This window comes from Curvibacter sp. EU05-FHT14A10 (genome assembly GCF_058791075.1).
The window spans coordinates 19426-44762 of record NZ_JBYTDE010000026.1 but is presented as its reverse complement, the minus strand read 5'-3'; the positions used below and the strand labels follow the sequence as shown (position 1 = coordinate 44762).

General features: G+C 67.4%; 19 protein-coding genes. 15 read left to right on the top strand and 4 right to left on the bottom strand.

The window, feature by feature from the left end; genetic code table 11:
• Window positions 1–11: 11 nt before the first annotated feature.
• Entirely contained in the window at window positions 12–2657 is a 2646-nt protein-coding gene (gene mdeB / locus AC3WUT_RS28225; protein ID WP_492350388.1) for an alpha-ketoglutarate dehydrogenase, read from the bottom strand.
• A 104-nt stretch (window positions 2658–2761) separates the two neighbouring features.
• Here mdeB and AC3WUT_RS28220 point away from each other — a divergent pair, with 104 nt between their 5' ends.
• From AC3WUT_RS28220 to AC3WUT_RS28210, 3 genes are all read left to right on the top strand, one after another.
• Entirely contained in the window at window positions 2762–3235 is a 474-nt protein-coding gene (locus AC3WUT_RS28220; protein ID WP_492350387.1) for an Lrp/AsnC family transcriptional regulator, read from the top strand.
• 214 nt (window positions 3236–3449) lie between these two features.
• Window positions 3450–4274: a transporter substrate-binding domain-containing protein gene (locus AC3WUT_RS28215; RefSeq protein WP_492350386.1), complete on the top strand. Its 825-nt coding sequence runs from the start codon at window positions 3450–3452 to the stop codon at window positions 4272–4274.
• Window positions 4258–7335, top strand: a complete 3078-nt coding sequence (locus AC3WUT_RS28210) for a bifunctional diguanylate cyclase/phosphodiesterase (RefSeq protein WP_492350385.1) — start codon at window positions 4258–4260, stop codon at window positions 7333–7335. The genes AC3WUT_RS28215 and AC3WUT_RS28210 overlap by 17 nt, the downstream gene beginning before the upstream one ends.
• Here the strand turns inward: AC3WUT_RS28210 and AC3WUT_RS28205 are convergent.
• Window positions 7291–8331, bottom strand: a complete 1041-nt coding sequence (locus tag AC3WUT_RS28205) for a zinc-binding alcohol dehydrogenase family protein (protein ID WP_492350394.1) — start codon at window positions 8329–8331, stop codon at window positions 7291–7293. The two genes, AC3WUT_RS28210 and AC3WUT_RS28205, sit on opposite strands and share 45 nt — an antisense overlap.
• 113 nt (window positions 8332–8444) lie before the next feature.
• Here AC3WUT_RS28205 and AC3WUT_RS28200 point away from each other — a divergent pair, with 113 nt between their 5' ends.
• From AC3WUT_RS28200 to AC3WUT_RS28160, 9 genes are all read left to right on the top strand, one after another.
• Entirely contained in the window at window positions 8445–9410 is a 966-nt protein-coding gene (locus AC3WUT_RS28200; protein WP_492350384.1) for a LysR family transcriptional regulator, read from the top strand.
• Window positions 9407–10162, top strand: a complete 756-nt coding sequence (locus tag AC3WUT_RS28195) for an alanyl-tRNA editing protein (protein WP_492350383.1) — start codon at window positions 9407–9409, stop codon at window positions 10160–10162. Before AC3WUT_RS28200 ends, AC3WUT_RS28195 begins: the two co-directional genes overlap by 4 nt.
• Window positions 10163–10218: 56 nt before the next feature.
• Entirely contained in the window at window positions 10219–12483 is a 2265-nt protein-coding gene (locus AC3WUT_RS28190) for a protein-disulfide reductase DsbD family protein (protein ID WP_492350382.1), read from the top strand.
• Window positions 12484–12515: 32 nt separating this feature from the next.
• The gene (locus AC3WUT_RS28185; protein WP_492350381.1) at window positions 12516–12833 is read left to right on the top strand and encodes a thioredoxin family protein; all 318 of its coding nucleotides are present in this window, start codon (window positions 12516–12518) and stop codon (window positions 12831–12833) included.
• A gap of 112 nt (window positions 12834–12945) precedes the next feature.
• The gene (locus tag AC3WUT_RS28180; protein WP_492350380.1) at window positions 12946–13224 is read left to right on the top strand and encodes a BrnT family toxin; all 279 of its coding nucleotides are present in this window, start codon (window positions 12946–12948) and stop codon (window positions 13222–13224) included.
• Window positions 13202–13480 (top strand): BrnA antitoxin family protein, encoded by a 279-nt coding sequence (locus AC3WUT_RS28175; protein WP_492350379.1) that lies wholly within the window; start codon window positions 13202–13204, stop codon window positions 13478–13480. Before AC3WUT_RS28180 ends, AC3WUT_RS28175 begins: the two co-directional genes overlap by 23 nt.
• A gap of 128 nt (window positions 13481–13608) precedes the next feature.
• A complete protein-coding gene (gene hemE, locus AC3WUT_RS28170; protein ID WP_492350378.1) occupies window positions 13609–14751 on the top strand; it encodes a uroporphyrinogen decarboxylase in 1143 nt (380 codons plus the stop codon).
• A gap of 1452 nt (window positions 14752–16203) precedes the next feature.
• Window positions 16204–18315, top strand: a complete 2112-nt coding sequence (priA, locus tag AC3WUT_RS28165; protein WP_492350377.1) for a replication restart helicase PriA — start codon at window positions 16204–16206, stop codon at window positions 18313–18315.
• Window positions 18316–18493: 178 nt separating this feature from the next.
• Window positions 18494–19246 (top strand): M48 family metalloprotease, encoded by a 753-nt coding sequence (locus AC3WUT_RS28160; RefSeq protein WP_492350376.1) that lies wholly within the window; start codon window positions 18494–18496, stop codon window positions 19244–19246.
• Between the two features lie 17 nt (window positions 19247–19263).
• Here the strand turns inward: AC3WUT_RS28160 and AC3WUT_RS28155 are convergent, their stop codons facing one another.
• On the bottom strand, window positions 19264–20241 hold the full coding sequence (locus AC3WUT_RS28155; protein ID WP_492350375.1) for an AEC family transporter: 978 nt from the start codon (window positions 20239–20241) through the stop codon (window positions 19264–19266).
• 105 nt (window positions 20242–20346) lie between these two features.
• The gene (locus AC3WUT_RS28150) at window positions 20347–21267 is read right to left on the bottom strand and encodes an acid phosphatase (RefSeq protein ID WP_492350374.1); all 921 of its coding nucleotides are present in this window, start codon (window positions 21265–21267) and stop codon (window positions 20347–20349) included.
• 193 nt (window positions 21268–21460) lie between these two features.
• Here AC3WUT_RS28150 and AC3WUT_RS28145 point away from each other — a divergent pair, with 193 nt between their 5' ends.
• From AC3WUT_RS28145 to AC3WUT_RS28135, 3 genes are read left to right on the top strand one after another with little or no spacing between them, the layout of a single operon-like run.
• On the top strand, window positions 21461–23518 hold the full coding sequence (locus tag AC3WUT_RS28145) for an ATP-dependent helicase (protein WP_492350373.1): 2058 nt from the start codon (window positions 21461–21463) through the stop codon (window positions 23516–23518).
• Window positions 23519–23568: 50 nt separating this feature from the next.
• Window positions 23569–24051 (top strand): hypothetical protein, encoded by a 483-nt coding sequence (locus AC3WUT_RS28140; protein ID WP_492350372.1) that lies wholly within the window; start codon window positions 23569–23571, stop codon window positions 24049–24051.
• Window positions 24048–25307: a phospholipase A gene (locus AC3WUT_RS28135; RefSeq protein ID WP_492350371.1), complete on the top strand. Its 1260-nt coding sequence runs from the start codon at window positions 24048–24050 to the stop codon at window positions 25305–25307. The genes AC3WUT_RS28140 and AC3WUT_RS28135 overlap by 4 nt, the downstream gene beginning before the upstream one ends.
• Window positions 25308–25337 lie beyond the last annotated feature (30 nt).

Genomic DNA, 25337 nt, shown 5'->3' with positions numbered 1-25337 from the left:
AGCTCATGTGCTCAGCCGGCCACCTGCCGCGCCACCCGCGCCACCTGGGCGGCGTCCACGCCAAAGAAAGCGCGCAAGGCGGCGCGCGTGTCGCTGCGGCCGAAGCCGTCGGTGCCCAAGGTGACATAGCGGCGCCCGGCCGGCATCCAGGCGCGCACGCTTTCGGGCACGGCGCGCACATAGTCGGTGGCCGCAATGACCGGGCCTTCGGTGTCGGCCAGCAAGTCCGTCAGCCAAGGGGTTCCTGGGTCAGGCTCACCCGCCAGGGCCCGGGCCTCGCAGGCCTGGCCATCGCGGGCCAGTTCGCTCCAGCTGGTGACACTGATCACGTCCACGGTGAACCCCTCGGCGGCCAGTTGTTGGGCCGCCTTGACCACCTCGGTGAGGATGGCGCCCGAGCCGAGCAGGGTCACCTTGTGGGTGGCCGTGCCGGGGATGCGCTGCAGCCGGTAGGCGCCGCGCAACACGCCTGCAGACGCGCCTTCGGGCAGGTCGCGCTGGGCGTAGTTCTCGTTCATCAGGGTGAGGTAATAAAAAACGTCTTGCTGCTCGACCAGCATCTCGCGCATGCCCTGGTCGATGATCACGGCCAGTTCGCCCGCGTAGGCCGGGTCGTAAGCCTTGCAGTTGGGGATGGTGGCCGCCACCAGGTGACTGCTGCCGTCCTGGTGCTGCAGGCCCTCGCCGCCCAGCGTGGTGCGGCCCGAGGTGGCACCCAGCAGAAAGCCGCGGGCGCGCTGATCGGCCGCGGCCCAGATGGCGTCGCCCACCCGCTGAAAGCCGAACATCGAGTAATAGATGTAGAAGGGCAGCATGGCCAGCCCGTGCACGCTGTAGCTGGTGGCGGCAGCGGTCCAGCTGGCGATGGCCCCGGCCTCGCTGATGCCCTCTTCGAGGATCTGGCCGTCCAGCGCCTCACGGTAGCTCAGCACCGAGCCGATGTCTTCGGGCGCATAGCGCTGGCCCACGCTGCTGTAGATGCCCACCTGCTTGAACAGATTGGCCATGCCGAAGGTGCGCGCCTCGTCCGCCACGATGGGCACGATGCGCGGGCCCAGTTGCGGGTCTTTCAGCAGGTTGCCCAGCATGCGCACAAAGGCCATGGTGGTGCTCATCTCCTTGCCATCAGGCTGCAGGGCGAACTGGCCGTAGCGGCTCAGTTCGGGCACCGGCACCACCTCGCAGGCGGCCTCGCGGCGCGGCAGAAAGCCCCCCAGCGCGGCGCGGCGCTGATGCAGGTAGCGCATCTCATCGCTGTCGGGCGCGGGTTTGTAAAAGGTCAGCGACTTGGCCTGCTCATCGCTGAGCGGCAATTGAAAGCGGTTGCGGTACTCGATCAGGTCGTCTTCGTCGAGCTTCTTCTGGCTGTGCGTGGTCATCTTGCCCTGACCGGCCGTGCCCATGCCATAGCCCTTCTTGGTGTGGGCCAGGATCACCGTGGGCTGGCCACGGTGCGCAGCCGCCGCGGCATAGGCGGCGTGGATCTTGACCAGATCGTGCCCGCCGCGCTTGAGGCGGTCGATCTGCTCGTCGGTCAGCCCCATGGCCAGCGCGGCCAGCTCAGGGTTCTGGCCGAAGAAATTGTCGCGGTTGAAACGCCCATCCTTGGCCGCAAAGGTCTGCATCTGGCCATCCACCGTGGCCGACAGGGCGCGGGCCAGGGCGCCGGTGATGTCGCGAGCAAACAGGCCGTCCCAGTCGCTGCCCCACACCAGCTTGACCACGTTCCAGCCGGCGCCGGCAAACAGGCGCTCCAGCTCGTCGATGATGCGGCCATTGCCGCGCACCGGGCCATCCAGGCGCTGCAGATTGCAGTTGACCACCCAGACCAGGTTGTCCAGCCCCTCGCGGGCGGCCAGGGTCAGGGCACTCATGCTTTCGGGCTCGTCCATCTCGCCGTCGCCGAACACGCCCCAGACCTTGCGCGCGCTGCAATCGAGCAACTGGCGGTGCGACAGGTAGCGCATGAAGCGCGCGTGGTAGATCGAGCTGATCGGCCCCAGGCCCATCGAGCCGGTGGGGAACTGCCAGAACTCGGGCATCAGCCACGGGTGGGGGTAGCTGCTCAGCCCTTGGGCACCTGCCGCCGGGGCCGAAATTTCCTGCCGGTAGTGCATCAGGTCGGCTTGCTGCAGGCGCCCTTCGAGGAAGGCGCGCGCATACACCCCCGGGGCGCTGTGCGGCTGGAAGAACACCAGGTCCCCGCGATGCTGGCCCGGGCCCAGGCCCTGGCGGGCATGGAAGAAGTGGTTGAAGCCCACCTCGAACAGATCGGCCGCACTGGCATAGCTGGCGATGTGGCCGCCCAGCTCGGCCGAGCCACCGGTTTCCACCTGATTGGCCCGCACCACCATGGCCAGCGCGTTCCAGCGCATCAGCGACGCCAGCCGCTCTTCGATCGCCAGATCGCCCGGAAACGCGGGTTGCTGCCCCACCGGCACCGTGTTCACATAGGCTGTGTTCAAGCCGGGGCGCCATCCCGTCTGATGCGCCCGGGCCAGGCGGGCCAGTTCGTCCAGCACGAAACGGGCTCGCTCCGGCCCCTGGGTCTGCACCAGGGATTCGAAGGCCTCACGCCATTCGGCGGTCTCGGTCGGGTCAGCATCGGGGATGCCATCGATGAGCTGCAGGAAGCGGGGATCGGCAGGTGCGTTCATGGTTCAGTACTTTAGGGAAATCACCACAGAATGAGTCGCCAAAACAAGCCTCAAAAACAAGCAATCTCAGCACAATATGCGGCTTATTTAATAAATTCGCGCATATGAAGCCGGACACACTGGACCTTCGCATCCTGGCCGAACTGCAGGCCGATGGCGCGCTGTCGAACGTCGAATTGGCCCGTCGCGTGCACCTGTCACCGTCGCCCTGCCTGGCCCGCGTGAAGGCGATGGAGCAGGCAGGCGTCATCTCGCGCTACGTGGCGCTGGCCAGTGCGGCGGCGCTGGGCCTGGGCCTCAATGTGTTCATCTCGATCAGTCTGCGCACCCAAAGCAAGGCCGCCCTGGCCGACTTCGAGCAGCGCATCTGCGAGCACGACGAGGTCATGGAGTGCTACCTCATGACGGGCGACAGCGACTACCTGATCCGCGTGGCCGTGACCGACATCGCCGCCCTGGAGCGCTTCATTCTCGAACAGCTCACGCCCATTCCCGGGGTGGAAAAGATCCGCTCCAGCTTTGCCCTCAAGCAGGTGCGTTACAAAACTGCGCTTCCATTGCCCTCCATGGGTCGCTGATCCGTCGATACGAGACAAATGACCTTGACACACCCCTCAAATTCATCTTGTAACAATTTTTTGATTCACCCAGAATGGGGCTGTCCAAACCGGTTTCGTCGGATCCGTTCCAGGAAGGCCGCCAATCATGCAGGGCAGGGGAGTTCAAAAAAATCATCGTCCAGGCGACAGGCTGCGGGCTGGGCTGCGGCATGCGTTGCTGGCCTGGGGGCTGATGGCCCTCGGCCAATTGGGCTGGGCCGGCGAGGCCTTGCGCCTGCGCTTTGCGCCTGAGAAGGATTACGGTCCGTTCATCTACCTGACCGACGAGGGGCAGGTGGAAGGCCTGTCGGCCGACTTTCTGAACGCCATGGCCACCCAGGGCGAACTTCGGATCGACACCCTGCCGGCCCAACCCCTGGCCTCCATCCTGGAGGCCGCGCGGCAGGGGCAGGTTGACCTGATCTCCTCACTGCGCCCCACCCCGGAACGGGCCGAATTTCTCGGCTTCACCCGCCCCTATGTCACGGTGCCTGCCGTGCTGGTCACCCTGCCCAGCCGCGACCCCCAGTCGCTGGGGGACTTCCGTGGCCGGCCGGTGGCCGTGGGCCGGGGCTACGCGGTGGAATCCTTTGTTCGAGAGAAGTACCCCGAGGTCCAATGGATGCCGGTGGATGACGACAGCGAGGGGCTGCGCCTGCTGCGCGCGGGTCAGGTGGGAGCGGTGGTGGCCGATGTGGCCAGCGTGCACTTTGCAGCCGACCGCCTGGGCCTGCGGGCCGTGCAGGTGAATGCGGCCATCGGCTTCGAATACCCCTTGAGTTTTGCCTTTCCCAAATCCCGTCCGGACATCGGGCGGGTACTGGAGGAGAGCTTGCTGCGCCTGCCGGAAACCCGGCGCCAGACGCTGCGCCAGCGCTGGCTGGACGGGCGCCAACAGAGCAGTGACGATCCGCGCGCGGTTTGGCTGCGGCGTATCGGCTTGGGCCTGGCCGGGGTGGCCGTGCTGGGCCTGGCGGTGACCCTGGTGCGCAGGAGCCCGGATGACGACGCCCTCTGAGCCCGACGCCTACGCCTCCAGCGAACTGGAATCAGACCCCTCCGGCCCGCCTGTGCAACGCCACAGCGTGTGGGGTGCGGCCCTGTTCGGTGCCGTGCTGTATGCGCTGCTGGCCGGGATGAGCATCGCTTTGTCGCGCCTGCCGGGCAGTGTGGCCACCCTGTGGTTCGCCAACATGCCCGGTGCCTTGCTGGTGGCGCGCCGGCCCGCGCGCGACGCCTGGGTGCTGCTGCCCGCCCTGACCCTGGGCAACCTGGGCGCGAATCTGCTGCTGGTCGAAGACTGGCACGCGGCCGTGGCCTTTGTGCTGCCCAACCTGATCGAGGTGACCCTGGCAGCCCAGGCACTGCGGCGGGTGAAGGGGGACATCGATCTGCTGAGCAGCCCGGCCCGACTGCTGTTGATCGTGCTGAATGCCGGGCTGGTGCCCGCGCTGATTGGCGCCACGCTGGGGGCAGCCATGCTGGCGGGCAGCACCGCAGCCAGCTTCGGCTTCCTGTGGCCGCGCTGGCTGGAGGGCAGCCTGATCGGCGCCATCTCCATGCTTCCGCTGGTGCTGTTCGTTCTGATGCACGGTGCGCGTGTCCTGTTACACCAACTGCGCAGCCTCGAAAACGGCTCGCTGCTGCTGCTGAGTGCGGCCGTGGCCCTGGTGGTGCCCGTGAGCGTGCCCTTTCCCTTTGTCTACGTCACCCTGCCGCTGGCCCTGGCCGCCCTGCGTGGCGGCTTTGCCGTGACGGCCAGCGCCAGCCTGCTGGTGTCGATCCTGACCGGGGCCCAGATCGGCCTGGGGCTGCTGATCCCACCGCCCACCACGCTGCATTGGGAGCATGTGCTGTTTTACCTGCCCATCCTGGCCGTGGTGGTGCCCCCCACCCTGCTGGCCAGTGCCATGGAGGGCTACCGCCGCAGCCTGCGCGAACTGCGCACCAGCGAGCGCCGGCTGCGCACCCTGTACAGCCACACCCCCGCGCTGATGATGTCGTTTTTGCCCGACGGCCGCCTGCTGAGCGTGAGTGATCTGTGGCTGAACAAGCTCGGGCGTTCGGGCCCCGAGGTGCTGGGCCAGCCCTTCACCGACTTCATGCCGGCCGAGTCGGCCCAGTACATCCAGGCCCATGTGCTGCCTGAGCTGCTGCAGCGTGGCCAGTGCCGCGATGTCGCCTGCCGTTGGGTGACCGGCCGGGGCGAGTTGATCGAGTCGCGCTTGTCCGCCGTGTGGGAACGCAACGCCCGTGGCCAGCCGACGCGGGCCTTGGCTGTGATCGAGGATGTGACGGAGAACCAACGCCTGGCCCATTTCGCGGCCCAGCGCGAGTTCATCGAAGTGACCCTGCACTCCATCGGCGATGGGGTGGTGGCCTGTGATGCCGAGGGCCGGATCCAGTACCTCAACCCCGTGGCCGAGGCCTTGCTGGGCGTGCAGCGCCAGAGTGCACAAGGCCATGCCTTTGACCAGACCCTGGTCCTGCTCGACCCCGAAACCCGCTTGCGCATCGATAACCCGGTGCTGCGCTGCCTGCGCACCGGACGCGGCTCCGGCCTGCCCCGCGAAGCCTTGATGCGGGGCCTGTCGGGGCAGCAACACCCGATCCAGCACGCGGTGTCACCCATCTTCGATCCGCTCGGCCAGTTGCGTGGCGCGGTGATGGTGTTCCAGGACGTGCGCGAGGCCCGCGCCCTGGAGCAGCGCATGGCCCACCTGGCCCACCACGACGCCCTGACCGACCTGCCCAACCGCGTGCTGTTGCAAGACCGCATCCAGCAGGCCTGCGAGCGCAGCCGTCGTGAAGGCGGTGGCTTTGGCGTGATGTTTCTCGACCTGGACCACTTCAAGCATGTCAATGACTCACTGGGCCATGCCGCTGGCGATGAGCTGCTGCGCGAAATGGCGCGCCGGCTCAAGGCCACGCTGCGCACCTGCGACACCATCTGCCGACTGGGGGGCGACGAATTCGTCATGCTGGTGGGGGATATCCAGAGCCCCCAGGACCTGGGGGCGGTGGCCGAGAAGGTGCTGTCCGAGGTGGCGCGCCCCTGCCTGATCGCTGGCCGGGACATGAACATGTCGGTCAGCCTGGGCCTGGCCCTGTTCCCGGCCGACGGCGAAAACGTGGAGCTGCTCATGAAGCACGCCGACACCGCCATGTACCGGGCCAAGCGCGAGGGCCGCAATCGTTACCACTTCTTCTCGCGCGCGCTGGACGAGGCCGCCACCGTGCGCCTGCAACTGGAGCAGGACATCCGTCGGGGCATTGCCACGCGCGAATTCATCGTGCATTACCAGCCTCTGGTGCGGGCCCGCGATGGCGCCGTGATCGGGGCCGAAGCCCTGGTGCGCTGGCAGCGCGGGCCTGACACGTGCTGGGGCCCGGGGCAGTTCATCGCGGTGGCCGAAGAAAGCGGCCTGATCGTGGCCCTGGGCGAACAGGTGCTGGAGCAGGCCTGTGCCCAATTGCGCCAATGGCAGGACCAGGGGCTGCCGGTGCAGCGGCTGTGCGTGAACGTGTCACCGCTGCAATTCGCCGCCCCCGGCTTTGTCGAACAGGTGCTCGCCCAGGCCGAGCGCCAGCACATCAACCCAGCCCTGCTGGAGCTGGAGATCACCGAGGCCTCGTTGATGAGCCACCCCGAGCAGACCCGCGAAGCCCTGCGCCGACTGAAGGCGGCCGGCATCCAGGTCGCGCTGGATGACTTCGGCACCGGCTACTCCAGCCTCAGCTACTTGCGCCAGTTCCCGGTGGACACGCTCAAGGTCGACCGCTCCTTTGTGGCCGAGGTGCATCAGGATGCCGGCAACCAGCAACTGGTGGCAGCCATCGTGGCCATGGCCGCCACCCTGAAGCTGCATGTGGTGGCCGAGGGCGTGGAGACCCAGGCCCAGGCCGGCCTGCTGGCCGACATGGGCTGCGACACGCTGCAGGGCTTTTTGTTCGCCCGCCCCATGCCCGCCACCGCCATGGCGGTCTGGCTGGGTCGACGCTGGCCCACCGAAACGCCGGGCGCCCCCCCGGGATCAGACCCAGCCCTGCAGCACGACCTTGCCACGGGCACGCCCTGATTCGACGTGGGCATGGGCTCGGCGCAGGTTGGCCGCATGGATGGGCCCCATGTGCTCGCCCTCGGTGCTGCGCAACTGGCCAGCGTCCACCAGTTCGGCCACGCGGCTCAGCAGGCGGTGCTGCTCGATCTGGTCAGGCGTGGCAAAGCGGCTGCGCGCAAACATCATCTCCCAGTGCAGGCTCAGGCTCTTGGGCTTGAGAGCCATCACATCCAATTCTCCGGGGGCCAGGTCATCAATCAGGCCCAGCCGCCCCTGAGGCGCCAGCAACTCGACCAGTTGCGGGAAGTAGTCGCCGGTGTGGGTCAGCGAGGCCACCAGCGCCACCTCGGCATGGCCCAGGCCCTGCAGCTGCGGCAACAAGGGTTGGCCGTGGTCGATCACCGCATGGGCCCCCAAGGCCTCGCACCATTGGCGCGTCTCGGGGCGCGATGCCGTGGCTACCACGGTCAGCGCCGTGAGCCGCCGGGCCAGTTGCAGCAAGATGGAACCGACGCCACCACCGGCCCCCAGCACCAGCAAAGTCTGGCCGGCGCCCCCCTGCCCGTCGGCCTGCAAAGGCACCCCCAGTCGATCGAACAACAGCTCCCAGGCGGTGATGGCCGTCAGCGGCAAGGCAGCGGCCTGTGCGTCGTTCAGGCTGTTGGGCGCCCGCGCGACGATGCGCTCATCCACCACCTGCCGCTCGGCATTGCTGCCGGGGCGGGTGATGCTGCCGGCGTACCAGACCCGGTCACCAGGCTGGAACAGCGTGACGGCCGGGCCCACGGCCAACACCGTGCCCACCGCGTCCCAGCCCAACACCTCGGCCTGGCCCGGGGCCGGAGCGCGGCTGCGCCGCACCTTGGTATCCACCGGGTTGACCGACACCGCCGACACGGCCACCAGCAGGTCGTGCGGCGCCAGGTCCTGCGCCTGCGGCGCGGGCAGTTGCAAATCGAGCAGCGACTCGGGGTGTTCGATGGGCAAGGCCTGGTGGTAACCCACCGCTTTCATGAGGGGAGAAGTGGTCATGGCAATCGTCCTTCTGACAAGAATGTGTGATGAAGACGAGAATCTAGGCCTGCCTGATCATTTGATAAACCACCCAAAAACAGCATCAGTTTCAAATGAAACTTGAAAACATCGACGAACTGCGCGTGGCCCTGGCCTGCGCCGACACGGGCAGTCTGACGCGCAGCGCACAACGCCTGCACATCACCCCGGCGGCGGCCAGTGCCGCCCTCAAAAAGCTGGAGTTCCGCCTGGGCGTGCGCCTGTTCGAGCGCAGCACGCGCAGCATGCGCATCACGCCGGGGGGCGAATTGTTCTGCCAGTACGCCCGGCGCGCCCTCGACCTGCTCGACGAGGGCCAAGCGCAATTGCACGACGATGGGGCCCAGCTCGTAGGCACCATCCGCCTGGCCGCCTCCAGCGACCTGACGCGGCGCGTGCTGCTCGACTGGCTGGACGACTTTCTGGAAGAGCACCCGGCGGTCGAACTGCAGCTGGCCGTCAGCGACACCCTGACCGACGTGGTGCGCGATCAGGTGGATCTGGCCCTGCGCTATGGCGAGCTGGACGACTCGCGCCTGGTGGCCCGGCGCCTGCTGACCACGCGGCGGGTGGTGTGCGCGGCCCCCGCCTACCTGGCCCGCCATGGTGCCCCCCAGCACCCCAGCGAGCTGGCCCGGCACGAGTGCCTGAGCTTCGTGATCCGAGGTCGGCGGGTGCTGCAGTGGCCGTTTGAACGCAACGACGGGCAAGAAACGCTGAGCGTGCGCGTGCACGGTCGGCGCAGCGCAGATGACGCCGAGATTGCCCACCGCTGGGCCCTGGCGGGCCACGGCATCCTGTGCAAGAGCGAAATCGACGTGCACGCCCACCTGGCCAGCGGCGCCCTGGTGCGCCTGCTGCCGGACTGGCAGGGCATCACCATGCCCCTGCACGCGGTGCTGCCCAGCAACCGCTTCGTGCCGGCCCGGGTGCGGGCCTTGGTCGACACCCTGGCCCGGCGCTTCGAAGCCTCCGGCATGGGATTGCCTACCCCCTTGACGCACGCGGGCGGGCCCGCTTCGCTACCATCGAGCCCATGACCCAAGACCTGTTCCGCCAAGATGCCCGGCTGCGTGAGTGCAGCGCCCATGTGACCGCCCTGACCGAAGCCGGCGTGGTGCTGGACCGCAGCGTGTTCTACCCGCTGGGCGGAGGCCAGGCCGGTGACACCGGGCAACTGCTGTTGGCCGATGGCAGCGTGCTTCAGATCATCGACACCCGCAAGGGCAAGGACGAACAGGGCCAGCCCACCGCCGACATCGTGCACGTGCCGGCCCCCGGGCAAGAGGCCCTGCTGGCCCGGCTGCAGCCGGGCAGCGAGCTCACGGCGCGCATCGACTGGGAGCGCCGCCACCGGCTGATGCGCTTTCACACCGCCACCCACCTGCTGTGCCACTTGGTGGCGCAACCCGTGAACGGCTGCTCCATCACGCCCGACTACGCCCGGCTCGACTTCCACATGACCGAGCCCCTGGACAAGGAGGCCCTGAGCGCTGGCCTGGCGCGCCTGGTGGCCGCGGCGCTGCCGGTGACGGTGGGGGCCATCAGCGATGCCGAACTGGATGCCAACCCCGACCTGGTCAAAAGCATGTCGGTGCAACCCCCGCGGGGCAGCGGCCAGGTGCGCACCATCGGCATTGCGGCCCTGCCCGGCAGCACCGCCCTGGTGGATCTGCAGCCCTGTGGCGGCACCCATGTGGCCAACACGGCCGAGATCGGTGCCATGGTGGTGACCAAGATCGAGAAGAAAAGCGCCAACTCGCGCCGCGTGGTGCTGGGGTTTGCGGCGTGACGCAGCAGCCCCCGGTCGGCGGAACTTCGGCCGCCCCATCCGCTCCCAGAGCGGCCATGTCCTTTTTCTCGCCCCTGCTCCGCCCCTGGCGGCTGGCTGCCGCCCTGCTGGGCGCGGCCAGCCTGCTGCCCGCCACCGCCCCGGCCCAGATTGAATTGCGCACAGGTGCCGGGGCCGGCCGGCCGGCCTTGTCCAGCCCGGCTGCCCCCCCCAGCAGTGTCAGCACCCCGCGCGTGCGGGCCGAGTTGCTGGCGCTGGCGCCCCAGGGCGTGGGCCCGGGCCAGCCGCTGTGGCTGGGCCTGCAGATCACCCACCAGCCCGAGTGGCACACCTACTGGAAGAACCCGGGGGACTCCGGCCTGCCCACCCAATTGAGCTGGCAGTTGCCCGCCGGCCTGAGTGCGGGCGAGATCGCCTGGCCTGTGCCGCACAAGATCCGCATCGGTGCCCTGGCCAACCTGGGCTACGAAGGCACGGTGTTGCTGCCGGTGCCGGTGACCGTGGCGCCGGGCTGGACGACGGCCTCGGGCACGCTGCCGATCCGCCTCAAGGCCAGCTGGCTGGTGTGCCGCCAGGAATGCATTCCCGAAGAAGCCGAGCTGGGCCTGGACCTGCCCGTGGGCAGCTCCACGGCCGCCAGCCTGCCCGCCTTTGAGGCCGCTCGGGCCGCCCAGCCTCAGGCCTTGGCGGGTGCCCCAACCAGCCACAGTGCGGCCCAGGTGTCGGCCGATGGCCTGAGCCTGCGCATTGCCGGCCTGCCTGCCGCCTGGCGCGGCCAGCCCCTGAACCTGTACCCCGAAACCCCGGAGCTGCTTGACATCGCCGCCCCCGCCGAATCGCACTGGGACGGCGACACCTGGACCACCCGCGTGCCCCTGTCGGCCCAGCGCAGCGGCCAGACCGCCCAGATCGCCGTGGTGCTGCAGCGCGAAGGCACGGCCCTGCCGGCCTGGCGCATCGAATTGCCCGTGCACGGCGATTGGCCGGCCACACCGGTGGCGGGCAAGGCCGAGGTCTCGCCCGCGCTGAGTGCCGCGCTGGCGGCCAACCAGGCCGCGGCCCAAGCGGCGCCGGTCACCACAAGCGGCTCAGGCTCGGCCTGGCTACCAGCCCTGCTGGGCGCCTTGCTGGGGGGGCTGATCCTGAACCTGATGCCCTGTGTGTTCCCGGTGCTGGCGATCAAGTTGCTGGGCTTTTCGCGCCACAGCGGCGAGCACGGGGCCCGCCACCTGCGCCTGCAAGGCCTGGCCTACACCGGCGGCGTGGTGTTGTCCTTTCTGGCCCTGGGCGCGCTGATGCTGGCCTTGCGCGCGGGCGGAGCGCAGCTGGGTTGGGGTTTTCAATTGCAGTCGCCCGGCGTGGTGGCCTTGCTGGCGGCCCTGTTCACCCTGGTCGGGCTCAACCTGGCCGGCGTGTTCGAATTTGGCGCCTGGCTGCCCAGCGGGCTGGCCAGTGTGCAGGCCCGCCACCCGGTCATCGATGCCGGCCTGTCGGGCGTGCTGGCGGTGGCCATCGCCTCGCCCTGCACCGCGCCCTTCATGGGCGCCTCGCTGGGTTTTGCCGTCGCCTTGCCGGCCACCCAAGCGCTGGCCATCTTCGCCGCCCTGGGCCTGGGCATGGCCCTGCCCTACCTGGCCGTGGCCCTGGTACCCGGTCTGAGCCACGGGCTGGCACGGCGCCTGCCCCGCCCCGGCCCCTGGATGGTGGTGTTCCGCCAGCTGATGGCCTTCCCCATGTTCGGCACCGTGGCCTGGCTGGTCTGGGTGCTGGGCCAGCAAAGCGGCATCGACGGCGCGGGTGCCCTGCTGGCCCTGCTGGTGGCCCTGAGCGCCACCGTCTGGGCGCTGACGTTGCGCCACCGCGCCCGGCTGGTGCTGGGTGCCGCCTTTGCCGCCTTGCTGCTGTGGCTGGGCTGGAGCCTGGGGCCCCAGGTGACCCACCTGGCTGAACCGACCCCCAGCAGCGCCCAGGCCGACGCGACCTGGGCCCCGTGGTCTGAAGCCCAGGTGCAGGCCCTGGTGGCCCAAGGCCGGCCGGTGTTCATCGACTTCACCGCGGCCTGGTGCGTGACCTGCCAGGTCAACAAGCGCAGCACCCTGTCCGACACGGCGCTGCTGGCCGACATGGCCCAGAACAAGGTGGCCCTGCTGCGAGCCGACTGGACGCGGCAGGACCCGGCCATCACCACCGCCTTGCGCGCCCTGGGCCGCAGCGGCGTGCCCGTCTACGTGGCCTACCGGCCGGGCCAGCCGCCCCAGGTGCTGTCCGAGTTGCTGAGCGTGCGCGACGTGCGCCAGGCCCTCAACCTGCCTGGCTCCTGAGCGCCCCGGCCCCTTCCCTTGAACGAACCACCATGCCCGCCTTTCCACTGTATGAACCCGAAGCCCCCTCGCAGGCCGAAGTCGAAGCCCTGCCCGGACGCACCCTGCTGCAGTTCGGCACCGACTGGTGCGGCCACTGCCGCGCCGCCCAGGGTCCGGTGACCGAAGCGCTGGCTGCCCACCCTGGGTTGCGCCACCTGCTGGTGGAAGACGGCCCCGGCCGTCCGCTGGGGCGTGTCTACGGCGTCAAGCTGTGGCCCACCCTGATCCTGCTGGTCGATGGCCAGGAAAAGGCCCGGCTGGTGCGCCCGACCGAGACCGCCGCGGTGCTGCAGTTGCTGGCCACCTGATGAGGCCTGGAAGCCACCCGAGGGCTCAGGGCAAACAGGCCAATGCCCAGGGCTGACAATCTTTTTGTTACAACAAAATGAAGATTGAAGCCTGCAAATCCACCATCCTAAAATGGTGGAACTTGAATATGATCCTCGTAAAAACGAGGCCAACATCCGGCAGCGCGGCCTCTCGTTCGAACTGGTGCGACAGTTTGACTTCGAGTCTTCGCTGATCTGGCAGGACAGGCGTCAGCCCTACCCAGAAACACGCTACATCGCTCTGGGCCTGATCGGTGCGAGAACCCACGTGGTGGTGTACGCAGAGACGAGCCGAGGCATCCGGGTAATCAGTTTTCGCAAGGCCAACTTCAGAGAGCAAAGCCGCTATGAGCAAGAAGCCCGATCCTGAAATGACTGACGCCGACAATCCGGCCTGGACAGAGGCCATGTTCGAGCAGGCCATCCGTGTGGACGACCTGCCCGCCAGCCTGCGCGACAAGCTCAGGCGCAGCCCCCGCGGCCCGCAGAAGGCAGCGCGCAAGATCTCCACCACCATTCGCTTGTCGCCCGAGGTGCTGACCGCTTTCCGTGCAGCTGGAGACGGGTGGCAAACCCGCATCGATCAAGCCTTGAAAGAGTGGCTGAAGATGCACCCTCAGCGCTGAGGTTTCGCAGCGGCCTGGCTTCTGCCGCTTTCCTCCGCACTTTCTCAGCGCATCAAAATTGATCCAGGGCAAGAAACCCGGGCCTCCTGCGCTACAGCCAGAACGCGCGGTGCTGCGACAATCCAGGGATGAGCACCTCTGCCGCCCCCCATCCCGCCGCCAGCCGCTTCGCGCCGCTGCAAAACGACACTTTTCTGCGCGCCTGCTGGCGCCAGGCGACCGACCACACGCCGCTGTGGCTGATGCGCCAGGCCGGCCGCTACCTGCCTGAATACTGCGCCACCCGGGCCCGGGCCGGCAGCTTCATGGGGCTGGCCACCAACACCGACTTCGCCACCGAGGTCACGCTGCAGCCTTTGGAGCGCTACGCGCTGGACGCGGCCATCCTGTTCTCCGACATCCTGACCGTGCCCGACGCCATGGGCCTGGGCCTGTCCTTTGCCCAGGGCGAGGGCCCGCGCTTTGCCACCCCGGTGCGCGACGAGGCCGCCGTGGCGGCCCTTCAGGTGCCCGACATGGACAAGCTGCGCTACGTGTTCGATGCCGTGACCAGCATCCGCCACGCCCTGAAGGGCCGGGTGCCGCTGATCGGCTTTTCGGGCAGCCCCTGGACGCTGGCCTGCTACATGGTCGAAGGCAAGGGCAGTGATGACTACCGCCTGGTCAAGACCATGCTGTACAGCCGCCCCGACCTGATGCACCGCATGCTGGAGGTGAACGCCGACGCCGTGGCCACCTACCTGAACACCCAGATCGAGGCGGGCGCCCAGGCGGTGATGATTTTTGACAGCTGGGGCGGTGTGCTGGCCGATGGCGCGTTTCAGCAGTTCAGCCTGGCCTACACGGCCCGCGTGTTGCAGCAACTCAAGCGTGAACATGAGGGCGTGGCCATTCCACGCATCGTCTTCACCAAGGGGGGAGGCCAGTGGCTGGACGCCATGGCGGCCCTGGACTGCGAGGTACTGGGCCTGGATTGGACCGTCAACCTGGGTCAGGCCCGCGCCCGCGTTGGCGGCGCTGTCGGCGGCCCGGGCAAGGCCTTGCAGGGCAACATCGACCCCAACGTGCTGTTTGCGCCACCCCCGCAGATTGCACAAGAGGTGGCCCGCGTGCTGGACAGCTTCGGCACCCCGCACCTGGACCCGCTGACCACCGGCCCCACCCACATCTTCAACCTGGGTCACGGCATCAGCCAATACACCCCGCCCGAGCACGTGAGCGCCTTGGTCGAGGCCGTGCACACCCACTCCAGGCGCCAGCGCGGGCTCTGAGGCCATCACAGGCCGTCGAAGGCCGCCAGAAGCCCTCACAGGCCGCCCTGCCCCCAAACGCCCGATGCGGGCGTTTTTTTTCGCCTTCTCACGCCACGCTGGAGCCCGCATCGGCAGGCTCGTCAAGCCTCTTATGCACAAATCATCTGATGCACCGCAACCCTTGAGCGCCCTGACGATCTCGCCACGACAAATTTGCAAGTTATTGATTCATATAGGTTTTGTGTTCTGCCAATTTTGCAGGCAACCTAAGCAAAGCCTTGTGGCACAAGGGTTTTGACGGTTCACGAGTGGGATATCAACAAAGTTATCCACAGGATCTGTGAATTTTTGTTAAATCGCTATCCCGACAAGGACTTACTCTATTTTTCTCAAGCGGTGCCTGAGAACGCGGTGCGATCGCCGTGCGAACACCCAGGCGGCGCCCTGCGTTTTCTGCCAGCGCAAGGCCATCAGCCTCAACCAGGAACCGAAAACGCGAAGACCGTCAAGCACTTATGCACAAAATTTCTGATGCATCGCAACACGGGCAGTCCTGGACAGAATTTCTTATAAAAAGAATAAGACATTGATTTATATGGATTTTTTTCTCTGCCGATTTTGTGGGCAACGTAAGCAAACCCTTGTTTGGCAAGGGTTTGCAGCCCATGCGCGCTGGATATCAACAAAGTTATCCACAGCTTCTGTGAACACCTGAAAAACCCCTTTTGGCATCAAGCACTTAGCGCGGTTTTCTCGGGGCAGGATGAACTGAACGGCAGGCAATGACCGATAGTCGGAAAGTCACCGGGCCGCGTCCACACCGCCAACCCTTCTGCCATGGCCGCTTGGGGCATTGCACGATCCGGAACTTGTGCACAGCAGCAAGTCCCCAGCTTGTTTGGGCGGTGGGACATGCATTCGCCGCCCCCGGCTTTTCCTGCATTGACAACCCATTGATTTCATTGAGGTTTTTAAATTGCCAAATAAACAGGCAAGTTGTTGAAAGCCTTGTGGGACAAGGCTTTGGCACGGCTGGCGACAGGCTATCCCCAAAGTTATCCACAGAAAACCGGCGCTGATGTGAAAAATTCAAACAAATCAAGCACTTGCGGAAAAGTGATGACGCCGGGGCGGGTGCGGACAAGTCTGTGGACAGTTGGCTTGGCCTTGGGGACAAGTCTCTTCGGCACGGCAGGGCGTTCGCTGAGCGAAGTTATGCACAAAACTGGGGCACGTCCTGGCCCATGGAAAGCCCCCCTCAGGAATGCCACCAAAAATCGGCTAAGTCCTTGTCCTTGTTCAAATTGTTTTCAGCCATGAGACCCCGGTCCAGCGGCTCAATGAGCGGCGCAGGCCACACCCAGCAGCCTTGCGCGGCCATCTGTCAACAAACTTATCCACAGATCGCTGCGGCCCCGGAAGCGATGACTCGGGTCTGCCCCCCGGCGCGCTGACGCACAATCCAGCCCCATGACCCACCGGATTGCCGTCGTGGTCCAGACGCCGGCCCACAGCGGCCTCTCGGGGCCCCTCACCTACCTGAGTCCGGAGCCCGTGGCTCCGGGGACCCTGGTGCGCGTGCCCCTGGGCAAGCGCGAAACCCTGGGCGTGGTCTGGCCGGTGGCCGAAGCCGAATTGGACAGCGCAGGCGTGGCCGAGCGTCAGATCGCAGGCGTGCTGGGAGGCGTGCCACCGCTGGGCCAGGCCTGGATGCGGCTGGTGAGTTTTTCGGCCCGGTACTACCAGCGCTCGCTCGGCGAAGTGGCGCTGGCGGCCCTGCCGCCCCAGTTGCGTGAACTGGGCCCCGAGCAGTTGGCACGGCGGCTCAAGCGCCAGCCGCAGGCCGACGACAGTGCCGACAACCAAGCCAGCGCGGCGGCGCTGCCCGAACTGACCGCAGAACAGCGGGTTGTGACCCAGGCCATTGAAGAGGGCAGCGGCCCTTTCTTGCTGTTTGGCGCCACCGGCAGCGGCAAGACCGAGGTGTACCTGCGCAGTGTGCAGGCCCTGCTGGAGCGCGACCCCACGGCTCAGGCCCTGGTGATGGTGCCCGAGATCAACCTGACCCCGCAACTGGAGGAGCGCTTCCAGGCCCGCTTTGCGCCATGCTGGGGCCCACAAGCGGTGGTCTCGATGCACAGCGGCATGACCAACCCGCAGCGCCTGAAAAGCTGGCTGGCGGCGCACGGGGGCGTGGCGCGCATCGTGCTGGGGACGCGCATGGCCATCTTCGCCTCGCTGCCGGGCCTGCGCCTGATCATCGTGGACGAAGAGCACGACCCCAGCTACAAGCAGCAGGAGGGGGCCCGTTACTCGGCACGTGACCTGGCGGTGTACCGAGCCCAACAGGAGGGCGCCAAGGTGCTGCTGGGATCGGCCACCCCCTCGCTGGAGAGCTGGCACCACAGCCGCCCTGCCGCGGAAGGCGGGCGCTACCAGCGCCTGCTGATGCCCACGCGCGTGGGCGCCGCGGCCGCTGCCGGTCTGCCCCGGGTGCGACGGGTGGACATGAACCGCCAACCCCGTGGCAGCGTGTTCTCGGCACCGCTGAGTGCCGCCTTGCGCGAGCGAGTGGCCCGTGGCGAGCAGGTGATGATCTTCCTGAACCGGCGCGGTTATTCGCCGGTGCTGCACTGCCGCGACTGCGGCTGGAAAAGCGAGTGCCCGCACTGCAGCGCATTCCGGGTCTTTCACAAGATCGATCGCACACTGCGCTGCCACCACTGCGGCTTCACCCAGCCCGTGCCCCGCGCCTGCCCCGAATGCGGCAATCTGGACATCTCGCCGCTGGGCCGGGGCACCGAACAACTCGAAGAGCAACTGGCTGAATTGTTCGAAGGCACGCTGCGGCCCGATGGCCAGCCGGTGCGCATCGCCCGCATCGACGCCGACAGCACCCGGGCCAAGGGCGCCCTGGAGTCGCAACTGGCCCAGGTGCACACCGGCGAAGTCGATGTGCTGGTGGGTACCCAGATGATTGCCAAGGGGCATGACTTCCGTCGCGTCACCCTGGTGGCGGCCATCAACCCCGACGGGGCCTTGTTCTCCAGCGACTTCCGGGCGCCCGAGCGCCTGTTTGCCCTGCTGATGCAGGCTGGCGGCCGGGCCGGCCGCGACGCCGCCTTCGTGAGTGCGCAAAACAGCGAAGGCGAGATGTGGGTGCAAACCTTCCACCCCGACCACCCGCTGTTCGAGGCCCTGAAACGGCACGACTACCCGGCCTTTGCCGCGCAACAGTTGCGCGAGCGTGAACAGGCGGGCATGCCGCCCTTCTCGTTCCAGGCCCTGGTGCGCGCCGAGGCCCGCAGCCAGGACGTGGCCCAGGCGTTTCTGAATGCGGCCAGTGCCGCAGGCGAGGCCCTGCCCGGGGCCGAGCAGGTGTTCCGCTTTCCGGCCGTGCCCATGACGGTGCAGCGCGTGGCCAACATCGAGCGTGCCCAGATGCTCATCGAGTCGGATTCGCGCGCCGCGCTGCAGCGCTTTCTGGCCGCCTGGCAAGGCGTGCTGCACGCCACCCGGGCCCAGCCCGAGCACAAAGGCCTGATCCGCTGGGCCATCGATGTCGACCCACTGATGATCTGAACCTCCTGCGCCCGAAGCTGCGCCACTCACGCCATCGGCCTGGTTACAAAGCTCTCAAAGCGAAAAATCGAGGTCTTGAGGCCGCCCCCGGGCCCGACACTGCGCAGGCTCTGCGAGGCCCAAGGACAGGCCCCGGGTCTTGACGCAGGGCGAGCAACGATGAACAGGGAGTTCACTCATGACACGCAGTTTCTGGCCCAGCGCCACACTGGTCGCCGCCTTGACCCTCACCGGCAGCCTGGCACACGCATTCGATCTCGGGAGCGCCGTCAGCGCGGCCGGCAAGGGCCTCAAGGCCGCCACCCTGAGCGATGCCGAGGTTGCCGATGTGGCGCGGCAGGTCAGCGCAGCCGAGGACAAGCGCAACAAGGTCGCCGCGGCCGGCTCAACACAGGCGGCGCGCCTGGACCGGCTGGCCGCCGGTCTGAAGAACGAAGACGGGCTGAAGCTCAACTTCAAGGTCTACCTCAACCCCGAGGTGAATGCCTTTGCCATGGCCGATGGCACCGTTCGGGTCTACAGCGGCCTGATGGAGAAGATGAACGACAACGAACTCCGCTTCGTCATCGGCCACGAAATCGCCCACGTGAAATTGGGCCACAGCAAAAAAGCCTTGCAGGCCGCCTATGCGGCCTCTGCCGCGCGGGATGCGGTCGCCGCATCGGGCAATGCCGCGGTGGCGGTGCTCAGCCAGTCAGCGCTGGGGGATCTGGCGGAAAAACTGATCCACGCCCAGTTCTCGCAAAGCCAGGAAAGCGATGCCGATGCGTACGCCGTGCGCTTCATGCAAAAGCGCCAATACGACACCCAGGCCGCCAGCAGCGCCCTGCGCAAACTGCAAGACCTGGGCGGCGGCGAGAACAGCATGTTCTCAAGCCACCCCGCTCCGGGCGAACGGGCCAAGCAAGTTGAATCACAGCTGAAAGGCTGAGCAGCGCCGGTTCGCGCTCAGCGCAGCCAGGCCACGGCCGCCGGAAAGCTGACAAAGGCCACCACGGTCGACACCAGGATGATGCGTGCCACACGCCCTGTGTCGGCGCCAAAGCGCTCGGTGAGCATGGACACGTTGCTGGCGCTCGGCAGGGCGGCCAGCAACACCACCACGGTCAGGGCAAAAGGGTCGAGCGGCAGGCCAGCGGCCATCGCGGCATGGCCGGCACCCCACACCAGCAAGGGGTGCAACACCAGCTTGTACAGCGCGATACGCGGTACATCGCCCCAGCCCCGTTGGGTCGCGGCCTGACGTGAGGGCAGCATCTGCGAACGGGCCAGCACCGCCCCCATGGTGAACAAGGCCACGGGCGAGGCGGCATCGGCCAGCAGCGAAACGGTCTTCTGCAGCGGCGCCGGCAGGCTGAAGCCCAGCACCGACGCCAGCCCCCCCAGCAGGATGGACCAGGGCATGGGGTTGGCCACCACCCCACGCAAGGCATTGCGCAGGGCCTGCGCCACCCCATGCTGGCCGGCGCCATCCAGGCGTGACAAGGCGATGCATAGCGACGAGGTGAAGACCATGTCGGCCACCAGCGTGACGATGGTGGGCCCCACCACCTGGGCCCCCAGCAGGGCCACCAGCAAGGGCACGCCCATGAAGCCGGTGTTGGGAAACGCCGCCACCAGGGCGCCGAAAGCGGTGTCGTTCCACCCCAGCCGGGTGGCCACCGGGCCGCGGCGGGTGCTGAGCACGGTCAAGCCCACCAGCGCCAGCGAGCACAGCAGGTAGACGGCGAACAGGGTGGCGTCCAGCATCTGGGCGATCGGGGTGCTGGCCCCGAAGCGGTACAGCATGCAGGGCAGGGCAAAGAACAGCACAAAGCCGTTCAAGCCACCAATGGCCTCCAGAGGCAACATCCGCCGACGCGCGGCCAAGTAGCCGCAAAGAACCAGGGCAAAGAAGGGAAAGGTGACTTGCAGAATCGAGAGCACGGCCAAACGCTTTCAGCCGGCAGCCCGGCACAGGGTGCCGGGCGGACCCTCTGCCACGGCAAGCGGCCTATTCTGCCGGCTTTGCTGCCAGGTTTGCAGAGGCGCTCAAGGCTTCAGAGCCAGGGCCTGGGCTTCCGCCGCGCAGTCGCGCGTCAGGGGCGGCGCGGCTTGGCGCAGGGCCGCCACTTCGGCCGCCGCACGCTTCCACTGGGCCTGGTAGACCGGATCGGCCTGCAGGCGCGCCACGGCCGAGGCCGCCACGACACGGCCGTTTTCCACATCGCTTTGCCAATGCGCGCCGCAGATCACGCGGCTTTGCCCGAAGGCATAGCCCCGCGCCAGCAGCGCATCGGTGCGCTCGGGCATCAGGCTGGTGAGCACCAGGGCCCAGGCCCATCCGATGGCCGTGTGGCCCGAGGGGTAAGACCCGTCGCCCCGCAGCGCGGGCTCATCGTCGGGGGTGCAGGTGCCGGTGTTGTTGACCACAAAGGGGCGCTGGCGCTGGTAAAACACCTTGGCCTTGTAGGTGCTCAGCCCTGCGTCGACATAGCTGCGCCGCATCAGCGTGGTCAGGTGGGGGGTGAGCTGGGGATCGAACTCGAAGCCCGTGGTGCAGGCAAAGGCATTGGCCGAGGCCGGAAAGCTCAGGTTGGCATCCTGGCGCGCCAGCACGCCGCGGGGCCCCTGGGCCAAGGCTCGGGTGCTTTCAAATGCGGCCTGATCGGCCTGGGCCGCCGCGGAGCCCGGCGCGGGCGGCGCCGGCAGCAGGGCCAGGCTGTCGGGGTACTGGTCGGCCGCCAGGTACCCGCGCATGACGCCGGAGCCAGGCCGGGTTTCGCCGACCTCGGTCAAGGTGGTGGGCGGCTCGGACGGATCCTGGGCAGAGCCAGCGTGGCTACCGCCACAGCCGGACAGCAGGCCCGCGAGCGGCACGGCCAGGGCCACGCCCAGGATCAGCGGGCTCAGACGTGACCCGCGGGTTGAGCAGGCCTTGAAGGGAATAAGGTGGCGGGACAGCAAAAACATGGACGTTGTCTCCTGATCGGAAGCGATGTGAACGAAGCCGGCCCTGTCAGGCAGGTGCCGGCTTCCGGGCCAGCCAGCGCGCCGGCGCCAGCCGGGGCCCCACCAGCGTGCGCTGGCCGGTGCCGGTATCATTGCGGGCCCCGCTGGCCTCCCCGCCGCTCATCAGCCTGTCACAGGCGCCTTCCATCTCCCCATGTCTGCCGGTCTGAATTTCGCCCAACTTGAAGCCGTGAACTACCTGCAAGGCCCCTGCCTGGTGTTGGCGGGTGCTGGCTCGGGCAAGACGCGGGTGATCACGATGAAGGTCGCACGGCTGATCGAGGCAGGCATGCCCCCGAAGCGCATTGCCGCCATCACCTTCACCAACAAGGCCGCTGCCGAAATGCGCGAGCGAGCCAAGAGCCTGATTGGACGCAACGCCAAAGACCTGGTGATCTGCACCTTCCACGCCCTGGGTGTGCGCCTGATGCGCGAAGACGGCCAGGCGCTGGGGCTGAAACCGCAGTTCAGCATCCTGGACGCCGACGACGTGACCGGCATCCTGAAAGACTGTGGCGGCAGCCCCGACATGGCCACGGCACGCCAGTGGCAATGGACCATCAGCGCCTGGAAGAACCAGGGCATGAACTCGGCCGATGCCATGGCCCAGGCCGAGAACGACCACGAGCGGGTGATCGCCGAGATCATGGCGCGTTACGAGGAACGCCTGACGGCCTACCAGAGCGTCGACTTTGACGACCTGATCGGCATGCCACTGAAGCTGTTGCGCGACTTCCCCGAGGTGCGGGAGAAATGGCAGAACACCCTGGGCCACGTGCTGGTGGACGAGTACCAGGACACCAACGCCACCCAGTACGAGGTGCTCAAGGCCCTGGTGGGTGAGCGAGCCCGCTTCACCGCGGTGGGCGACGACGATCAGTCGATCTATGGCTGGCGCGGCGCCACACTGGACAACCTGCGCAAGCTGCCGATCGATTTTCCGCAGCTGAAGGTGATCAAGCTGGAGCAGAACTACCGCTCCACCTCGGCCATCCTGCGCGCGGCCAACAACGTGATCCAGCCCAACCCCAAGCTGTTCCCGAAAACCCTGTTCTCGGAACTGGGCGAGGGCGAGCCGGTGCGCGTGGTGGACGCCGACAACGAAGAGCACGAGGCCGAGCGGGCCGTGGCCCGCATCCAGAGCCTGCGCGCCACCTCGCAATGGAAGAACCTGAAGGATTTTGCGATCCTGTACCGCGCCAACCACCAGGCCCGCATGTTCGAACAGGCGCTGCGCCGCGCGCAGATCCCGTACAAGGTGTCGGGCGGGCAGAGCTTTTTCGACCGGGCCGAAATCAAGGACCTTTGCGCCTGGTTCAGGCTGTGGATCAACAACGACGACAACCCCGCGTTCCTGCGCTCCATCACCACGCCCAAGCGTGGCATCGGCCACACCACCCTGGCGCAACTGGGGGTGTACGCCGACCAGTACAAGCTGAGCCTGTTCGAGTCGCTGTTCAGCTCCTCGCTGCAAAACGTGCTGCCGGCACGGGCATCGGCCGGGCTGCAGGAGTTCGGCCGCTACGTGAATGACCTGGAATACCGGGCCAAGCAAACCCTGGGCGCAGAAGATGCGCGCGCCTTTCTCAATGAGTTCCTCAAAGAGATCGGCTACGAGCAGCATCTGTATGACAACGAGGACAGCGAGAAGGCAGCCGCCACCCGTTGGACCAACGTGATGGAGTTCTGCGACTGGATGGCCGGACGCTGTGGCGGCCAGATCGATGACACCGCGGGCGTGACCACCAGCACCGAGAAGAAGAACCTGCTCGAGGTGGCGCAGACGATCGCCCTGCTGTCCACCATCAGCGACCGAGAACAGGAGCAGGACGTGGTCACGCTGTCCACCCTGCATGCCTCCAAAGGCCTGGAGTGGCCTCATGTGATGCTGGTGGGCGTGAACGAGAACATCCTGCCCTTCAAGATGGACCAGGAGCCCGGCAGCGCGGAGAGTGGCGAAAGCCTGGCGCTGCGCCTGCAGGAAGAACGACGCCTGATGTACGTGGGCATCACCCGCGCCCAACGCACGCTGGCCGTGAGCTGGACACGCCGGCGCAAAAAAGGCCGCGAGATGGTCGCGGCCCTGCCCAGCCGCTTCATTGCCGAAATGGCCCTGGACCAGAAGACCGTGAAGGAAGACCCGCGCGAGAAGCTCAAGGCCTTGCGCGCCGAATTTGCCAAGCGGGCGGCGGCCGGGGCCGCCCCCAACTGACCCGCGCCGACGGCCCCCGACATACGGGGCCCGATGCGCTAGAGATTGCCATGCTTCGACCCTCTCGTCCCTTGAAGAACGCCCTGGTGCTGGCAGCCCTGACGGCCGGCCTGCAGGCGCTGGCGGCCGACGCCGCAGAGCCCCCCCAAGCCAAGGCCGCCGCACCCCTGGTGCCTCAGGCCACACCCTGCCCCCAACCCGACGAATTGCAGGCCTCGGACCTGTACGGTCTGTGGCGGGCCGAGTTCGAACCCCAGGCCACCCCGGCCACCGTGCTGCTGGAGCGCCACCCCGATCTGGCGGGCAGCGTGCGGGGCTTGCTGCAGCGCGAAGGCGTGCGGGCCTGGGTCAGCGGCGACGTCGACAATGGCGACTTCACGCTCGAAGAATCCGCCAACGGGCGCAACATCTCGGCCACCTGGCTCGGTGAAGTCAGCCCTGAAAGCTGCGGACGGGAAATCAAAGGCACATGGACCTCCGAAACACAGACTCAGAAACCGCTGCACTTTGTGCTCCGCAAGGTCGCCCGATGAGGTGGCCCACGCCCCTCCTTCTCGTCTTGCGCCGGGCCGCGGCCTCGGTGCCTGCGCTGCTGATGATGGGCCTGGCCGGCCCATTTCAGGCTCAGGCGCAGGTCGAGCCTGCCTCCCCGGGCGGCAGCCCCGCCACCGGCTGGCAGGCCTGCAAAGCATTGGCGCACGACCCGGCCGCCCGTCTGGCCTGCTTTGACGATTGGGCTGCCCAGCGTACGGCCCCGGCCCCCAGCCTGGCGGCCAAGCCAAGCGACAGCAGCACAGGCGCGGCCGCGGCGTCGCGCGAGCTGACGGTGTCACCCGGCGCACTGGCCAGCCAGCAGCCCAGCACCCGACCGGTCGACACCACCCTGCCGGCCACACGCATCATCACCGTGGGCAGCGACGCCGGCTGCCACGACCCGCAGTACTCGGAGCTGTCGCGCTTCTGGGAGCTGGAGGCGGGCAGCGACTGCGGCACCTTCGGCCTCCGGGGCTACCGCCCGATCAGCCTGTCGGTGATCGCCTCGGACAGCGTCAACACCCAGCCCAGTTCCCCCAGCGAGGGCCACACCCAGACCACGGCCATCGATTACCGGCGCACCGAGACCCGGCTTCAATTGTCGGTGCGCACCAAGATCGCGCAGGGCCTGTTGACACAGGGCCACCCCACCCTGAAAGACTCGCTGTGGTTTGGTTACACCCAGCAGTCGTACTGGCAGTTGTTCAGCCCCGAGATCTCGCGCCCCTTCCGCACCACGGACCACGAGCCCGAGCTGGTGTATGTGTACCCGAGCACCCTGGCCTTGCCCGGCGGCTGGCGCCTGCGCTACAACGGGCTGGGGCTGGTGCACCAGTCCAATGGCCAGAGCCTGCCGCTGTCGCGCAGCTGGAACCGCTATTACTGGATGGCGGGCGCCGAGCTGGACTCGCGCTGGCGCCTGCAGGGCCGGCTGTGGCGGCGCATCTCCGAGAGTGCGGCGAATGACGACAACCCCGGCATCAGCAACTACATCGGGCGCGGCGAGCTGTCGCTGGCCTGGAACAAGGACCTGGACAACACCTTGATTGCCACGGCACGGCATTCGCTGGGCTCGCAGGCGCGGGGCTCGGTGCGGCTGGAATGGCTCAAGGCCCTGGGCAACGGCCCGGCCACCGGCGGGCACAGCGGGCTGCGCCTGCACACCCAGTTGTTCAGCGGCTACGGGGACAGCCTGGTCGACTACAACCGCCGTCGGGTGGTGTTCAGCGTGGGCCTGAGCCTGGTCGACTTCTGAGCCAGATCAAGGCGTGGTGATCGTCAGCCC

Bases quoted from the DNA above. Each gene is read 5' to 3' on its own strand.
- AC3WUT_RS28215 (WP_492350386.1), top strand. From the start codon at position 3,450: ATGGCCCTCGGCCAATTGGGCTGGGCCGGCGAGGCCTTGCGCCTGCGC.
- AC3WUT_RS28180 (WP_492350380.1), top strand. From the start codon at position 12,946: ATGGTGGAACTTGAATATGATCCTCGTAAAAACGAGGCCAACATCCGG.
- AC3WUT_RS28160 (WP_492350376.1), top strand. From the start codon at position 18,494: ATGACACGCAGTTTCTGGCCCAGCGCCACACTGGTCGCCGCCTTGACC.
- AC3WUT_RS28200 (WP_492350384.1), top strand. From the start codon at position 8,445: ATGAAACTTGAAAACATCGACGAACTGCGCGTGGCCCTGGCCTGCGCC.
- AC3WUT_RS28220 (WP_492350387.1), top strand. From the start codon at position 2,762: ATGAAGCCGGACACACTGGACCTTCGCATCCTGGCCGAACTGCAGGCC.
- mdeB (WP_492350388.1), bottom strand. From the start codon at position 2,657: ATGAACGCACCTGCCGATCCCCGCTTCCTGCAGCTCATCGATGGCATC.
- AC3WUT_RS28175 (WP_492350379.1), top strand. From the start codon at position 13,202: ATGAGCAAGAAGCCCGATCCTGAAATGACTGACGCCGACAATCCGGCC.
- AC3WUT_RS28150 (WP_492350374.1), bottom strand. From the start codon at position 21,267: ATGTTTTTGCTGTCCCGCCACCTTATTCCCTTCAAGGCCTGCTCAACC.
- hemE (WP_492350378.1), top strand. From the start codon at position 13,609: ATGAGCACCTCTGCCGCCCCCCATCCCGCCGCCAGCCGCTTCGCGCCG.
- AC3WUT_RS28135 (WP_492350371.1), top strand. From the start codon at position 24,048: ATGAGGTGGCCCACGCCCCTCCTTCTCGTCTTGCGCCGGGCCGCGGCC.
- AC3WUT_RS28185 (WP_492350381.1), top strand. From the start codon at position 12,516: ATGCCCGCCTTTCCACTGTATGAACCCGAAGCCCCCTCGCAGGCCGAA.
- AC3WUT_RS28140 (WP_492350372.1), top strand. From the start codon at position 23,569: ATGCTTCGACCCTCTCGTCCCTTGAAGAACGCCCTGGTGCTGGCAGCC.
- AC3WUT_RS28195 (WP_492350383.1), top strand. From the start codon at position 9,407: ATGACCCAAGACCTGTTCCGCCAAGATGCCCGGCTGCGTGAGTGCAGC.
- AC3WUT_RS28145 (WP_492350373.1), top strand. From the start codon at position 21,461: ATGTCTGCCGGTCTGAATTTCGCCCAACTTGAAGCCGTGAACTACCTG.
- AC3WUT_RS28210 (WP_492350385.1), top strand. From the start codon at position 4,258: ATGACGACGCCCTCTGAGCCCGACGCCTACGCCTCCAGCGAACTGGAA.
- priA (WP_492350377.1), top strand. From the start codon at position 16,204: ATGACCCACCGGATTGCCGTCGTGGTCCAGACGCCGGCCCACAGCGGC.
- AC3WUT_RS28190 (WP_492350382.1), top strand. From the start codon at position 10,219: ATGTCCTTTTTCTCGCCCCTGCTCCGCCCCTGGCGGCTGGCTGCCGCC.
- AC3WUT_RS28205 (WP_492350394.1), bottom strand. From the start codon at position 8,331: ATGAAAGCGGTGGGTTACCACCAGGCCTTGCCCATCGAACACCCCGAG.